Source organism: Paenibacillus foliorum (assembly GCF_013141765.1).
GTDB classification, from domain to species: domain Bacteria; phylum Bacillota; class Bacilli; order Paenibacillales; family NBRC-103111; genus Paenibacillus_S; species Paenibacillus_S foliorum.
The window spans coordinates 1-15,188 of the sequence record NZ_WHOD01000128.1 but is presented as its reverse complement, the minus strand read 5'-3'; the positions used below and the strand labels follow the sequence as shown (position 1 = coordinate 15,188).

Genomic DNA, 15,188 nt, shown 5'->3' with positions numbered 1-15,188 from the left:
AAAGAAAAGGGGATCATCAATCATGAATTATAAAAGTTTACTTGCATCCAGACTAGTTTCGCAGGTGGAAGGTGTTAGTGAGGATGAAATTGCCGAGCTAATTGAATACCCGCCTAACCCGCAGATGGGTGACTTGTCTATGCCCTGCTTTAAATTAAGCAAGCAGCTGCGCAAAGCGCCGCAAGCCATTGCGGAGGGGTTGAAGGAGCAATGGGAAGCGCATCCAGCTTTCGAACGGGTGGAGGCTGTATCCGGCTACTTCAACGTTTATTTGAATCGCGGACAGTTTGCTGCGGATGTGCTTGGTGAGGTTTTTGAACTGAAAGAACGTTTCGGCTCGCAAAATATAGGCAATGGTCGGAACATTGTCATTGACTTTTCGTCACCTAATATAGCCAAAACATTTCACATCGGCCACCTTCGTTCTACTATGATCGGGAATGCGATTTATAAAATTCATGAGTTTCTCGGGTACAATTGCGTTGGAATTAACCATCTAGGTGATTGGGGAACTCAGTTCGGTAAATTGATTGTTGCCTATAAGCTGTGGGGAGACCAGGCTGCGGTTGAAGCAGAAGGCATCGATGAGCTGCAGCGCTTGTATATTAAATTCCACGATGAGGCAGATAACAATCCAGATCTGGAAACCGAAGCTCGACTATGCTTTGTTCGGTTGGAGCAGGGTGATGAAGAAGCCTTAAAGTTGTGGAAATGGTTTGTTGAAATCAGCTTAAAGGAATTTGAGAAGATGTATGCTTTACTTGGTGTAAGGTTTGATTCTTACGCAGGCGAAAGCTTTTATAATGATAAAATGGATGCGATCATCGAGGAGCTGAAGCAAAAGAAGCTCCTGGAAGAGGATGATGGCGCGCAGCTGGTACGGTTGGACGAATACAACATGCCTCCTGCTCTAATGATCAAGAAGGATGGGGGAACACTGTACCATACTCGGGATGTTACGGCTGCAATCTATCGTAATAAAACGTATGATTTCGAGAAAGCTATTTATGTTACAGATGCAGGGCAGAGCTTGCACTTTCAGCAGTGGTTCAAAGTTATTGAGCTGATGGGCTATGATTGGTCTAATAAGCTTGCCCACGTGCCTTTCGGTAAAGTAAGTCTTGAGGGTGCAAAGCTGTCAACTCGTAAAGGGAATGTAATTCGCCTAGAGGAGCTATTGACGCTAGCGGTTGAGAAGACTCGGGAGATTATCGAAGAGAAAAATCCGAATTTGGAAAACCGGGACGAGGTTGCTCGTCAAGTCGGTGTGGGCGCCATTATTTTCAGCGACCTGAGCAACAATCGGATCAAGGATATTGTATTTTCTTGGGAGGATGCACTTAACTTTGATGGTGAGACAGGTCCCTATGTTCAATACACGTATGTAAGAACTTGCAGCTTGCTGCGCAGAGCTAATGGCGGGGAAGGGATAGAGCTGCCTGTATCGTCTGATGCATTGAATCTGGCTTTGCTGGATGATGCTGAGGCACAGGGAGTAATTAAGCAGCTGTACCTGTTCAAGGAACGTGTGGAACAGGCTATGTACAAGCTAGAGCCTTCAATTGTCAGCCGTTATTTGGTCGACTTGGCGCAAAGCTTCAACCGTTTCTACCATGAGTGCCCTATTCTTGTTGATGATGTTTCGCTGCGTCAAGCTAGATTAGCACTTGTAAAGAGTGTGCAGATTACACTGCGCAATGGCTTGACTCTAATCGGTGTGGAAGCACCGGAAAAAATGTAGCTGCGTGACTTACGCAGGAGCTAAGTTTAAGGTAACTGTGCTCTCAACCTAGACCAACTCGTTTGTTCCTATGTACATTGCAATGCTGAATCTAAACACCCTGGAATCCGTTTTCCTCAGAAAGCGGATTTCAGGGTGTTTTTGCATGCGTGAACCTATCCGAAGCCTCGTGCAGAAAACTTTGTGCTGGAGAGAAAAATAACCTATGATACTGTAATTACAAGCATAAAAGGGGCGGTGAATGGATGATTTGGCGCGTGATCTATTAGGCATCAGCAGAAGCTTTAGTGTAAAGCTGATTCTTAGCTTGTCCATGATCATATCAATAGCTTTTGGAGTTACCGTCTATTACACGTATCAAAACAATTTGAAGCTGTTTGAACAGGAGATCAACAAGCAGTTTGCAGGTACAAACCCCGGATATTCGTGAGGATCAGCATCCCGGTGGATGCCAGTATGTTCATGTGAATTTGCTGACACCCTTTGACCGTACTTTTAAGATTCGCTTGTTATGACGGCCCGTATCCATTTTTTTAGCAGAAAGGGTTACCCCTATAAAAATAGGTCATACTTATATCATGGGGGTGGTTGTGCTGGCAAAAAGTGATGAATTGGTTAAATATGTAACCGTACAGCTGCTGCATTATATGGAAACGCCTCGCGAGGTTCGCAAGCAAGTTAGGGCGAGTCAGAGGGAGGCACGGGAGCATTGGAAGTACCGCTGGTTCGGCATGCTGCCTGTAGCCATACTGATGTGGACTCAAGGCTTGCGCATAAAAAAATGAAAAGCTTCGCTCTTTAACAGACACGATTCTTCCAAATCGACTGTTGAAGAAGGGAAGCTTTTCTACTTTTAGGTTAGTTAAGGATACAGCTTTCCGAGCTGGAAAGTGGTGCCGTAAGGAATCGCACGCTGCCCTTTTTGCTCCAACAGCAAAAACACTTCATTATTGGACCATTGATGATAACCAGTTACTGCTAACGGGATCGTAACCTTATCATCAAACAATTGGGCCGTATAGGTAAGTTTTTTTTGCTGATCAAGGTCGCTAAGCAGTGCTGAGATGGATCCATATTGTGCGGGAGTGCCTTTTACCCATGGCAGACGTTCATATGGATCAAATTCGGGAAGTTGAACACTTCCGGTTATCGTATGCTCTGGTTTCAGAAGGGAAGCTATTTGTTCTTCAAGTGGTTTATCGAACTCCTGCTTCTCGGAAACCGTTAGCTGGGGGAGAACCTCACCTGTCTTGGCATCAATGAAATACAGGTCTTCACCGGAGGTTATCTTCCAGACTGCTTGCAAGGGGCTTGTATACAGACGTTCTGCATGATAGGAAGTATTCATTAGTTCAAGCTGTACCAGAGATTGGTACAGAGTTTGCATACTGAAGAGAGGAGTATTCCCACTTCCGTATTCAGTCAGACGGTACTTAGTGGGATTGTTCGGGTCCGCTGCATGTATCACCATGTAACCTACGGGTTGACCATTGGATTGGAGCAGTACGATCCAACCATGTGTTCCTGGCCCAAGCGGTTGGCTTGTCCAGGTTGCTTGCTTCCATGCCTCATAGCCTGGTTTTGCAGAGATGCTTTGAGTCCATTGCTTGATTGCTTCCATTAAAGATGGGGAAGACAGGGTGTTATCCGGCTGCGAAGGCGATGGGACAGGAACGGGAATAGGCGCTTCTGCTGATGACGATGAGGCTGCAGAAGTCGCAGCATTGGGTGTTGTTGCTGTGTATGATCCAGAGCTAGATACGGCTGCATTGGAAAGAGGCATAGGCAGCATTAGGCTAGTCCAGATAACGAGCGACATGAGCCATAGAGTTGATTTGATCATCCATTCACCTGCTTGTGTATTGTTTTCGGACATGAAGCTTGTAGTTTTGAAAAGGTGTTCTAATAGAAGGTTATGTCGAGATACGTTAGTTGAACAAGCTGCTATGCCCTTATTGTATAAAATATGTCTTGAAAAGGATGTTAGAACCTGTAGGGAATGTAAAATCATTTTGCTTCTTATTTTGCTGCCATTTAGCAGAATTCGTCAGTTGATGGGCAAGTGATCTTTTTGAAGATGAAATAGACCGCAATTGATGACGGATACTTGGATTCGCGGTCTGTACTGCCAATCAATCTCTTGCTTGCGGTTAACATATTGGGCTTCAACCTCAGACCGCTTTTCAGGGTCAGCTCCTTGGATTAATGTTTCATAATATCCCCGTATACGGTCGATCTCATCGGTTAGGCGCAAGCCTGCTTCTTTGGCCCAGCTATGGTCATAACCTCTCAGCAGCTGCTCTAAATATTCTTCCAGATAGATAACTGCTCGCGGCAGTGTAATTTTATCGGGAATGATGAAAATTTGCGCGGGCAGACGCGGAGTAAGTCGTTTGTTAAGCAATGACTCTTGAAACCGTTCACGGATTTGTCCTGTTTCCAGATGAATGCCGAGTGAGTGAATCTCACTTCGCTTCATATCACATGCGAGCTCGACCTTGAAATTCACCGCAAGCCAATTCTCGTAAGGGAGGGTTGCTGTGGATTTCTGCTCTGGCTTGAATTGCTCATACAGGTGGACGAAGCGGCCCTTGTTGCGCACTGCGCCGAAGATCTGCTCCAGCCTTCGGCTCCCGAAGGTGACTTCGTCCTTCGGCACCCGTGCGACTATCTGTGTCGGCACGAAGCCGAAATAGCGGCCGAGGATGCTGTCCGGCTGCTGCTCTTGCCCAGGCACCACAGGCGGCGTTATGCCCGCAGAGCTGCCTTCCGCTGGCCTGGCGCTAGCAGGCATAGCCTGCGGAGGCAAGCCAGCAGCCGGTGCGCCGCCTGCCTCCTGAACGGATGCCTTATGGCCATCCGGATCGAAGATAAAGGTGCAGGTCATCGTCTCGGGCGCAACCCCGGTTCGTTCCACGAAGCTCCAGTAATAAGGTCGATAAGTCAGCTCTTTATCGGCAGAAGGAGATAGCTTTACGGTAACGTAAGCTGGATGCTTCTCCACAATATCGCATTGCTCCGCATCTAAGTAGCGCAATACGAATTCTTGAATTTGCGTTTGGTTCATGGAAGCACCTCCGCCTGAGGAGCGGATTGCCCTGCCACGGAATCTAGCAGCGCTGTGAGCTGCGAGGGATCCTGTGTATGCTGCTCCACCTCTGTCCGAATGGTTGAAATGGAACGACCGAGGTCGTCCATTTGACGCTTTATATCTTCCTCGCTGCGTGAGGTCAGGATCATTTTGGCCAAATGATTTTCTAATGAGCTCGTTTTCTCCAGCCTCTCCAAAATCGTATCCAGCTCGCCGATGACCAGCTCGAACATATTGATTTTTTCATGCAGCAAGGATAAAATGTATTCCTCGATTGTACCTTGGGTAGAGAGGTTGTAGATTTTCACATCATCCTTCTGTCCCAATCGGTGAACACGGCCAATCCGCTGCTCAACTCGCATCGGGTTCCAGGGCAGATCAAAGTTGATCATGTGATGGCAAAATTGTAGATTGATCCCTTCGCCTCCGGCTTCTGTAGCTACTAGCACCTGGGCGCGGTTGCGAAACAGGTCCATCATCCAATCCTTCTTACCTCTGTTCATACCGCCCCGATAGGGTACGGCAGTAATTTTATGTTCTTTCAAATACTGCATCAAGTATTCTTGCGAGGCCCGGTATTCGGTGAAAATAATGACCTTATCATTAATATCTTGGATCAGCTCGATTACTTTTTCCGCCTTGGTGTTGGCCTTAATGCTCCGGATCAGCTCGACCAGCTCCCAGATTCGGGGGCGAAGCGGGGAATCCTCCGGTGTTTTCTTGAACATATTGACCAGGGTGATAAAAACCGCGTCCCTGCTGCTGCAAACCTCTCGCTGTAATGTGACTAAGGATAGGATACTGCTCAGATCACTGCCTGATTCTTCATAGCGGCCTTTGACAAAGTTGGTTACGCCATCATAAAGCGCCTTTTCCTCGGGAGAAAGCGTCAGTGGAATGTTGCGTACAATACGCTTGGTGAAGTTCACATTGCCGTCGGTTCGCCGATTTCGGATCATTACCTTAGAAAGCTCCTGCTGCAGCTGATCCTCATTTTTGGGTACGCGTTTATCCACAACAAAATTGGACTGGAAGCTGCCTTGCCCACCCAGATGACCGGGCTTGAGTAATGTGATGAGATTGTATAGCTCTTTTAAATCATTCTGTACCGGTGTTGCTGTCAGCAGCAGGCAGTATTTTTTGCGCAGCTCGGTAATGAACTGATAGTTAGTTGTTTTTTTGTTTTTCAGCTTGTGTGCTTCATCTATAATGAGCATATCGTATTCCAGACCCAATACTATTTCACGATGCGGATCACGTTTGGCTGTATCCATGGAAGCGACGACTATGTCGTTCTGCTGCCACATATATTCCTTTTTCTGGGCAACGGCAGGAATGCCGAACTTCTGATTCAGCTCACGAACCCATTGCAGCACTAATGAAGCGGGAACGAGGATTAGCACTTTTTTGACCAAGCCGCGAATGATGTATTCTTTTAAAATAAGTCCGGCTTCGATCGTTTTGCCCAAACCGACTTCATCGGCCAGGATGGCTCTGCCGCGCATCTCGTTCAAAACCTTTTTGGCTGTATCGATCTGATGAGGCATCGGGGTTAGTTGTTGAATATGAACGAGACATTGCAGCTCATCAAAGCTGGAAATAAGGCTGGATTGTTCAGCCTCGTAAGCGAGCTGATATAAGGTCCAATCGTCCCAAGGGCCGTTGCGAAGAGCTTTGGTATGCAATTCTTCAAACCACTGCCTGTCAAAATGAAGCTGAACATGATCGTTGAACGGTCGCACGTGTTCTTTGTGATCGGTTGTTTGCATAGTAGACGCTCCTTTATCGCCCTCCTTAGGAAGGCAAGCTGGCAAACGTACGTGTGAACATAGGTAATTCTTCATAATCGTTACTTTTAAGTATGGACGAAAAGAGGTACTTTCATAACTCGATTGAATGCATTATGATGGTTTATAGTTGTGCAGAAAGGAAGGATTGTTGTTGAAAAAACGGTTCTTATGGATTTCTCTCATTCTACTGACTGTCGCAAGTACCGTTTATTTGTTCTTTGTGTTCCAAACTAAGACTCATGTTACGCCAATCGATCCACAGGCTACCCAAGCCATAGACGAGACTGGCAATATGCTGCTGGCTGATGAGTTTCAGCTGTTCAGCGTGAATAGCAAGACGAAGTTGTCTAAACGAATTCTGCATACGGAGCAGTCGATAAGCAGCATCTGCTATACCTCCGAGCATACGGTGGTTACGGTTTATAATGCTAACGATCCGAAAGCGTTCAAGGGCTTTTATTTACGCGATAAGCAAGCAGACAGCTTCATTCAATACCCAACGCCGCAATTATCTCCCAAGTTCAGTTATTTATTCGGTGATGTATTATTCCTTGTTTCCGCCGATAAAACGGCTCAGAAGAGTGGAGATTTCACGAAGGTAGCCCTGTATGATGTGTTGGAGCATAAATGGCTTAAGGAATGGTTTGTGCCAGGAAGCGTTGAGAGTGTGAAAGGGAGCGGGAGGAGCGTCTACTTCGTAACTTCAAATAATATAGAGACAAGCTCTAATCTGTATAAAGCTGATGTTCTCAGCGGGGAATGGGACAAACAGATTCAAGAAGGGCGGCGCTATCCGCTCGATCAAGTGGCGTTGGATACGAACGGCGATATTTATATGATGATATCAGAGCGATCCAAGAATGAATGGTCTAATAAAATATATAAATACAACCCCAAACAAACTCCCTATGAGCTGACGAAAAATTTTGTTTCGAACACAAAACCCTACTCCTATAGTATGGTTGGACTTCAAGGTAAAATGTTGATCGTTCGTTATGACTTATCTAATATTAATGTTGAGCTTGATAGACCATTAGGGCTGCTGGATCTGAAAACACGCAAGCAAATTCATCTGGCATGGGAGCACCGACCGGTTGATGCGGATGTGTTGTCTAATGAATTTGTGGTATTGGCCGAAGACGGCACATTGGCGTTTGTAGGCTTAGATGCTGCGGCGGATCAACCGCTCCGTGAACTTAGTATCCCCGAGATTACCACAGGCAAACGAATAGCAGTGAAAAAGTAAATCAAACCGTATCTTTACAGACAGGAGCATACTATGAAAACTCAATGGCGTTTTATTTCTTCAGGCATGAATGACCCCGCCTACAATATGGCAGTGGATGAGGCGATATTGACGGCTCACAGCGAGGGCAAGGTTCCTCCGACAGTCCGATTCTATGGATGGAATCCAGCGACCTTATCGATCGGATATTTTCAAAAGGCGATTGAAGAGATCGATTTTGATCAGCTTGAGCAGGAAGGATTAGGCTTTGTACGGCGTCCTACCGGAGGCAGGGCTGTACTTCACGATAAGGAACTGACATACAGCATTATTGTCTCAGAGAGTTATCCAGGCATTCCGAGCGGCATAACAGAAGCATACCGAGTGTTGAGTGAAGGACTGCTGCTTGGTTTCCGTAAGCTGGGATTGGATGCGCGCATGGTTCAGCTGGAGAGCGAGGAGGACAAAAGCAAATATGCTTCGATGGGTTCGGCGGCCTGCTTCGATTCTCCATCCTGGTACGAGCTTGTCGTTGAGGGACGTAAAATTGCAGGCAGCGCCCAAACCCGGCAAAAGCAGGTTGTACTGCAGCACGGTTCTATTTTGTTGGATATGGATGTGGATCAGTTGTTTCGGGTGTTAAAGTTTTCGAATGAGCGACTGCAGGCCAGGTTAAAGCAGCAATTTGTCCACAAAGCTGTCGCCATTAATGATTTATGCCGCAGTATCGATAAGCAGGAAGTTACATTACCAGAGGTGGAAGAAGCATTTCAGGCAGGGATAGCAGAGGGCTTGGACATTGAGCTTGTGGAAAGCACGCTAACTGAGTATGAGCAATCATTAGTCCAGCAGTTGATTGCTGAGAAATACGCTAATGAGGGATGGAACCTTCGGAGGTAAGCTAGCACACTCACTGCTCAGCAATAGCCATTTGGAGGATGTTTCGATTTGCCGAAAGCTAAAGTGGGGGTCAAGCTGAATCTTCTGAACCTCTATTATAAAATAATGGGGGTTAACTAGGAATAATTGGATTCGCTTGACTTCTGTCCTTGGTTGTAACTATAATGATTACATCGAGAGGGTGTTACTAATGAAAATTAGCAGTCGATTTTCTATTGGCGTTCATATATTATCTCTTCTAGCAATTGCTAAGGATGCTCATGGCACTTCAGAGTGGATTGCAGAAAGTGTAAAAACGAATCCTGTAATTATTCGGAGAATATTAGGGCAGCTTAAAAAGGCTGGGTTGGTAAATGTGCGTGCAGGGACCGGCGGTGCTTTCTTACTAAAAGAATTGGAAGAGATTACTTTGTTAGAAGTATTCAGAGCGGTTGATGTAGTGGAAGAAGGCCAGCTATTTCACATCCACGAACAACCTAACCCTCAATGTCCTGTAGGAGCTAACATTCAGGCTGTTCTACAGTTGTTGTTAGGGCGTGCTCAAGACGCAATGGAGAAAATTTTAGCGGATATTACGATGAAAGAATTAGTAACCGTGCTTGCTGAGCAAATTCAGCTGTCTAAGGCGGACTAATTTTTTTTAAACTCGTTGTAATCAACGATGTTACAACTGTTCATTTAACATTCCTCGATGAATGACTATATAAATTAGAAAAGGTGGAAACAAGGATGAAAATTGCATTAATTAGTGCCAGCGGAACCATTGGACAACGTATTCTAGAGGAAGCTTTGACAAGAGGACATCTAGTTACTGCCGTAGTTCGCGATCCTTCTCGAATCACTAAGCAGAATGAAAACTTAAAGGTTGTAACAGGTAACATTTTTGAAGAAGAAAGTGTAGCGAATGCAGTGGCAGGACATGATGTCGTCATAAGTGCATTCGGTCCGGCATTCGGTACTGGTGAAGAACATACTCTAGTAGACGCAACCCGAACTTTAATTAAAGGAGTAAAAAAAGCGGGTGTGGGTCGGCTTTTGGCTGTAGGCGGAGCTGCAAGCTTAGAGGTTGCACCTGGAGTACTGCTCATCGATACTCCGGAATTCCCCGAAATCGTTAAACCTACTGCAATAGCTCATCGTGACGCACTAGGCGTGTATCGCCAAGAAAATGAATTGAATTGGACGAATCTGAGTCCAGCGGCTAAGATTGCTCCAGGAGAACGCACTGGAAAGTACCGCACAGGAACGGAACAGTTAATCGTTAATGAGAAAGGTGAAAGCTATATTTCTGCTGAGGACTATGCTATTGCGATGCTGGATGAGGTAGAGAAGCCCCAGTACAGCCGTCAACGTTTTACAGTTGGCTATTAATAATAAAGAGGCAAGGAGCTGTGGGTGGGCTCCCTGCCTCTTTTTTCCTTATGAAAGATTGCTCTGGAGAGATTCTCCGTTCTGGATTTGTTCTAGGAGCCTTTTTATATCGGCGTTGCTTTTAATCACAAAAACGATTTTGGCCGCAGACAATGTATGGAGCTTTTTCATAATCGCAGGTCGTTTCGTTGCTCTGTAATTCCAAACCCATTTAACAAATGGCCAATCTAATCGTTCAGGACAGCCCTCTTTTAAGTCAGGCCTCGTTTTTCCATGATACATGATTCTTCGTTTGATCACTCGGTAGGTTGTTATCCGCCTGGGTAAATCAAAAAAGATGATCACGTCGGCTTCATTCAATCTGATATCGATGGTTCTTCCGTAATTCCCGTCAATAATCCACTCTTGTTCTTGAATTAGCTGTTTCTGCAGATGCTCCCATTGATCATTAGGCATGGGAACCCAACCGGGTTGAAAATGTAACGCATCCAGATGATACACATTCAGTTTTGTAAGCTCACCAAGCTTGCGGGCAAGTGTAGATTTACCTGATCCTCCAGAACCGATTAGCGCAATTTTTTTCATTAGGAACTCTCCTGACCAATAGATTGACATCATCAGGTGTTTGGGTCTTTTACAAGTAATTGTCAATTTAACATAGGTTTGGTTCCGGCGGCAAGCAGAAAATATAAGCTACAGACTGTTTACTAGCTGCTCAAAGGCTTGTTGAAGCTTCCTAGTTACAGGCCCAGGATTTCCTTGTCCGACTGCCCTGCCGTTTACCGAGATAACGGGCGTTATTTCTACTGTAGTTCCACTTATAAACGCCTCTTCAGCCGAATGCAAATCCTCAATAGTAAAAGCTCGTTCATGGTAAACTATGTCTAATTTACGGGCAAGTCTAAACACAACCTCACGAGTAATGCCGTGTAAAATGAGATTATTGGCAGGGTGTGTCAAGATCTCACCTTTTTTTACGATCATGAAATTAGAGGAGCTGCACTCGGTTACGGTACCCTTTCTATGTAATATGACCTCTCCTGCACCTTGAACTAAAGCTTCTTGTTTGGCCATTACATTTGCCAACAGATTTAACGTTTTCAGGTCACACTTGAGCCATCTTATGTCATCCGCTGTGATAGCTGTAATTCCCTGCTCCATAGTACTTAGGGGTCTAGCGATCTGATTGCAATACGCCATCAAAACTGGCTCTGTATCGAGAGGTGGAAATGGATGAGAACGTGGTGCTGTTCCGCGAGTAATTTGCAAATACACCGTACCCTCTTGAATATGGTTTGCTTGAATGAGCTCGACCAAATACTGATGCATCCGCTCTATGTTATAGGGCAATGGAATGCGGACCTCGCGAGCGCTCTTTTCCAGTCTGCGATAATGACCCTCCGGTTCAAAAAGCACACCGTTATAAACGCGAAATACTTCATAGATGCCATCTCCGAAATAATAGCCCCTGTCATCTGGAGAAATGGACACCTGATCTTTAGGGAGAAACTGATTTTGATACAAATATAGGCTCATAGCTTGGCGCTCCTTAGTTTGAAATGAAATGCGAACATTCGTTTGTGTTGAGGTGGGGAATATGGTATGCTCAATTTAGTAAAGATTGATTTCAAAAGCTGTCTATCGTTAGGGTAACAAGGTTAGCTTGGTATGTCAAAATAAGTTGCTGCACTCTGTAATTAATGGATGATTAGGTTGGGATTGGTAGTGCTTTTGTCGCGGGAAATAGTTCTTGCGAATCGATTATTAGGTGAAAGCTGTCGAAAAAAATAAAGTTTTCAACTATCGAAAAAGAGTGAATTGCAGAGCAAATGCAAGCAATTGGCAAGGTGTCTTGTCCTAACCGGTGAATTCCGCTACTGTCCTATTAGAAGTACCATATATTGTGTTGTATAATGTTGAAGACATACTAGATATTGTGCTTGATGTTGATCTCTATTCTCGGGAGGTTATTGTTTTGGAAACAGTAAAAAGCAAGAAATTAAGCGGTTTAAGCGAAAAAATCTTCCTTGATCGTTATGCCATGAAGAACGCAGATACTGCGTTAACGAAAGTTGGAGATACCGTATTAGTTCTGACAAAGGACGATCCTAAGTTTCCGGCTAAAGAAGTCGGGGAAGTGATTAGCCGCAATGAACGGATTGTGAAGGTTAAGCTTCGCAATGGGGATATTATAGAATCTCCGGTTGAAAAGCTTACTTTAACATTGGAAAAAACACCTGAACAATTGTGGAACCGTTTGGCAGGTGCAATGGCATCTGTAGAAACTACTCCGGAGAAACAAACGGAGTGGACGGAGAAGTTCAGATATATATTGGATGACTGGAAGCTGGTTCCAGGAGGACGGATTGCTGCAGGCGCTGATGCGAGCGAGGAATTGACGCTTTTTAATTGTTATGTCATTCCATCACCTCACGATAGCCGTGGAGGAATTATGAGCTCGTTAACCGAGATGACCGAAATTATGGCACGTGGTGGTGGCGTTGGTATCAATCTCTCCTCGCTTCGTCCAAGACGAGCGATCGTTAAGGGAGTTAATGGTTCCTCAAGCGGTGCTGTATCATGGGGTGGCTTGTTTAGCTACACAACAGGTTTAATCGAACAAGGAGGCAGCCGCCGCGGTGCGTTGATGCTTATGATGAACGATTGGCATCCAGATGTTGCTGATTTTATTACAGTTAAACAAACGATGGGTCAAATTACGAATGCGAATTTATCCGTCTGCGTCAGCAATGGTTTTATGAAGGCTGTGAAAGAAGATCTCGATTGGGATCTTGTATATCCCGATACAACGGATCCTCAATACGACCAATTGTGGGATGGCGACCTGGATAAATGGAAGAAGCTTGGAAAGCAAGTGAATGTGTACCGTACTGTCAAAGCGCGTGAAATATGGCATACGATCATAGAGTCGGCCTGGAAATCTGCAGAGCCGGGCGTTGTTTTCATGGAATATTACAATCAAATGTCTAACAGCTGGTATTTCAATCCGATAATTTGCACCAATCCATGCGGAGAACAGGGATTGCCGGCATGGGGTGTATGTAATTTGTCTGCCGTTAACTTGTCCAAATTTTATGATGCCGAAAAGCATGATGTAGCTTGGGATGAGCTGGGCAAGGTTGTTCGCTATTCGACGCGGTTTCTAGATAATGTAATTGACAAGACACCTTATCATTTTGAGGAAAACAGACTTAATCAACAAAATGAACGCAGGGTAGGTCTTGGAACGATGGGTTTGGCGGAGCTGATGATTATGCTCCAGATTCGTTATGGAAGTCCTGAATCACTCCAATTCATGGACCGGATTTACGGTTTTATGGCCAAGGAAGCTTACTTAGCATCCGCTGATATTGCCGCGGAGAAGGGCAGCTTCACCCAATTTGAAGCGGATAAATACTTACAGAGCGGCTTCATGAAAACGATGACGAGTGAATTCCCTGAGGTTGGGGCAGTCATTCAGAAAAAAGGAATGCGCAATGTAACTGTGATTACTCAAGCGCCTACTGGGAGTACGGGAACAATGGTAGGCACTTCGACAGGTATAGAGCCTTATTTTGCATTCGAATATTATCGCCAAAGCCGTCTTGGCTTTGATAAGCAGTATGTGCCAATTGCTCAAGATTGGAAGGATGCTCATCCTGAAGAGGAGCTGCCGGATTACTTCGTAACCTCGATGGATTTATCTGCGGAGGATCATATTCGTGCTCAAGCTGCGATTCAAAAGTGGGTGGACAGTTCGATTTCTAAGACTGCGAACTGCCCAGCTGATTTTACAGTAGACGATACCAAGCGGCTGTACGAATTGGCCTTCGATCTTGGCTGCAAGGGCGTTACAATATACCGTGACGGCAGCCGTGATGTTCAAGTGCTTTCGACAGAGAAGAAAGAAGATAAAAAAAGTGATGCAAGTTCAGCGGTAACACCAGAACCAAGCGAAAAATCAGAAGTGCCTGCCAGCTCGTCTAGCAAGGAAAGTGGTCATACGGCGCTTAGCAGCATTGGTGAATCTTTGGCTGTTTCCGCTCCGCGGACGGACAGGGTGGATGATAAGCAATACAAACGGCGTCCGCAGATTTTGCGCGGTGCAACTTACAAATTCAATACGCCATTCGGCATGGCCTATATTACGATTAACGATATGAATGGCTCACCCGTTGAGATATTCCTGAATGTAGGAAAAGCAGGATCTGATGTATTCGCTATGTCCGAGGCACTTGGCCGAGTCTGCTCGTTGTTCTTGCGTTATGGCGACCATGGCAACAAGGTGCAGCTGTTAACCAAGCATCTCAAAGGCATTGGCGGCTCTGGAGCAATAGGGTTCGGTGCCAACCGTGTCGAATCCATCGCAGATGCAGTAGCCAAAGCTCTCGAGATCCACGGTGAATTCTCCGACGATGCGGACGACTACGTCACTGCAACCCAGGAGGTCGTGCATGAAACAACTGCCCAGTATGCGGTCAATCGTAGTTCAGCAACATCGCTGGACCTGTGCCCATCCTGCGGCTCAGCTTCATTGATTAATAGTGAGGGCTGCAAGAATTGTACCAATTGCGGTTATGGTAAGTGCAGTTAAGGAAAAGCGAGGGGGGACCCTTGCTTTTATGATGTGAGCTGTAATTTAAAATGTCGACAATTTGAAGATAAAATGTCGTTGAGTTTGAACATAAATATCGCGGGTCCGTGCCTTGATGGTACGGCCTTTTTTATAATTTGGTTGCTTTCGAAGGTGTTTGTTATTTCGAATAAAATACTGGGTGATGAGGTTTTAAAGTTGGACTATATTTTGTCATTTTTTTGATGTTATTACATGGAATTTGCATTAAAGATGGGTCGGGAGAAGGAGTCTATGCGTCAAATGTGTGGAGTCATAATTGGAGAGATTATTTTCATAATTAATGAAATGATTTTTCAAAATTTATGAGATTATGCATAATTATACAATGTGGATGAAGAAGGTTATAAAGGTATTCCGAAGGAAGTGAAAGAAAAGATGGATTCCTTGTTCCCACAGGTTACTTTGATCACATAATTTTAAGGCTGCCTATATCA

At 45.2% G+C, this 15,188-nt stretch carries 14 protein-coding genes; 9 read left to right on the top strand and 5 right to left on the bottom strand.

Going from position 1 to position 15,188, the window contains the following annotated elements; all coding sequences use genetic code 11:
* Positions 1-22 precede the first annotated feature (22 nt).
* The 3 genes from argS to GC093_RS32675 all read left to right on the top strand — a co-directional run bounded on the left by argS (position 23) and on the right by GC093_RS32675 (position 2,526).
* Positions 23-1,741, top strand: coding sequence for an arginine--tRNA ligase (gene argS, locus GC093_RS32685; RefSeq protein ID WP_171656145.1), 1,719 nt, complete (start codon positions 23-25; stop codon positions 1,739-1,741).
* A 241-nt stretch (positions 1,742-1,982) separates the two neighbouring features.
* The gene (locus tag GC093_RS32680; protein ID WP_171656144.1) at positions 1,983-2,171 is read left to right on the top strand and encodes a hypothetical protein; all 189 of its coding nucleotides are present in this window, start codon (positions 1,983-1,985) and stop codon (positions 2,169-2,171) included.
* 148 nt (positions 2,172-2,319) lie between these two features.
* Entirely contained in the window at positions 2,320-2,526 is a 207-nt protein-coding gene (locus GC093_RS32675) for a YqzE family protein (protein ID WP_376768696.1), read from the top strand.
* Positions 2,527-2,603: 77 nt separating this feature from the next.
* On the opposite strand, the gene GC093_RS32670 is transcribed toward GC093_RS32675, so the two are convergent.
* Positions 2,604-3,362 (bottom strand): hypothetical protein, encoded by a 759-nt coding sequence (locus GC093_RS32670; RefSeq protein WP_216624991.1) that lies wholly within the window; start codon positions 3,360-3,362, stop codon positions 2,604-2,606.
* On the opposite strand from GC093_RS32670, the gene GC093_RS35625 reads away from it, so the two are divergent.
* Positions 3,349-3,807, top strand: a complete 459-nt coding sequence (locus GC093_RS35625) for a hypothetical protein (RefSeq protein WP_216624990.1) — start codon at positions 3,349-3,351, stop codon at positions 3,805-3,807. The genes GC093_RS32670 and GC093_RS35625 overlap by 14 nt on opposite strands.
* Here the strand turns inward: GC093_RS35625 and GC093_RS32665 are convergent.
* A complete protein-coding gene (locus GC093_RS32665) occupies positions 3,789-4,808 on the bottom strand; it encodes a YqhG family protein (protein WP_171656142.1) in 1,020 nt (339 codons plus the stop codon). The two genes, GC093_RS35625 and GC093_RS32665, sit on opposite strands and share 19 nt — an antisense overlap.
* A complete protein-coding gene (locus GC093_RS32660; protein ID WP_171656141.1) occupies positions 4,805-6,601 on the bottom strand; it encodes a DEAD/DEAH box helicase in 1,797 nt (598 codons plus the stop codon). Before GC093_RS32660 ends, GC093_RS32665 begins: the two co-directional genes overlap by 4 nt.
* Before the next feature lie 172 nt (positions 6,602-6,773).
* Between GC093_RS32660 and GC093_RS32655 the strand changes: the two genes are divergently transcribed.
* The 4 genes from GC093_RS32655 (at position 6,774) to GC093_RS32640 (ending at position 10,118) form a co-directional block, all read left to right on the top strand.
* The gene (locus tag GC093_RS32655; protein ID WP_171656140.1) at positions 6,774-7,868 is read left to right on the top strand and encodes a hypothetical protein; all 1,095 of its coding nucleotides are present in this window, start codon (positions 6,774-6,776) and stop codon (positions 7,866-7,868) included.
* A 33-nt stretch (positions 7,869-7,901) separates the two neighbouring features.
* Positions 7,902-8,747 carry an octanoyltransferase LipM gene (lipM, locus tag GC093_RS32650; RefSeq protein WP_171656139.1) on the top strand — a complete coding sequence of 282 codons (846 nt, stop codon included), beginning with the start codon at positions 7,902-7,904 and terminating at the stop codon, positions 8,745-8,747.
* 190 nt (positions 8,748-8,937) lie between these two features.
* Positions 8,938-9,381 (top strand): Rrf2 family transcriptional regulator, encoded by a 444-nt coding sequence (locus tag GC093_RS32645; protein WP_171656138.1) that lies wholly within the window; start codon positions 8,938-8,940, stop codon positions 9,379-9,381.
* A 95-nt stretch (positions 9,382-9,476) separates the two neighbouring features.
* Positions 9,477-10,118: an NAD(P)-dependent oxidoreductase gene (locus GC093_RS32640; RefSeq protein WP_171656137.1), complete on the top strand. Its 642-nt coding sequence runs from the start codon at positions 9,477-9,479 to the stop codon at positions 10,116-10,118.
* A 48-nt stretch (positions 10,119-10,166) separates the two neighbouring features.
* Here the strand turns inward: GC093_RS32640 and GC093_RS32635 are convergent, their stop codons facing one another.
* Together GC093_RS32635 and dat are read right to left on the bottom strand one after the other, a co-directional pair.
* The gene (locus tag GC093_RS32635; RefSeq protein WP_171656136.1) at positions 10,167-10,703 is read right to left on the bottom strand and encodes a DNA topology modulation protein; all 537 of its coding nucleotides are present in this window, start codon (positions 10,701-10,703) and stop codon (positions 10,167-10,169) included.
* 108 nt (positions 10,704-10,811) lie between these two features.
* Positions 10,812-11,654: a D-amino-acid transaminase gene (gene dat, locus GC093_RS32630; RefSeq protein WP_171656135.1), complete on the bottom strand. Its 843-nt coding sequence runs from the start codon at positions 11,652-11,654 to the stop codon at positions 10,812-10,814.
* A 505-nt stretch (positions 11,655-12,159) separates the two neighbouring features.
* Between dat and GC093_RS32625 the strand changes: the two genes are divergently transcribed.
* On the top strand, positions 12,160-14,712 hold the full coding sequence (locus GC093_RS32625) for an adenosylcobalamin-dependent ribonucleoside-diphosphate reductase (RefSeq protein ID WP_376768699.1): 2,553 nt from the start codon (positions 12,160-12,162) through the stop codon (positions 14,710-14,712).
* Positions 14,713-15,188: the final 476 nt, after the last annotated feature.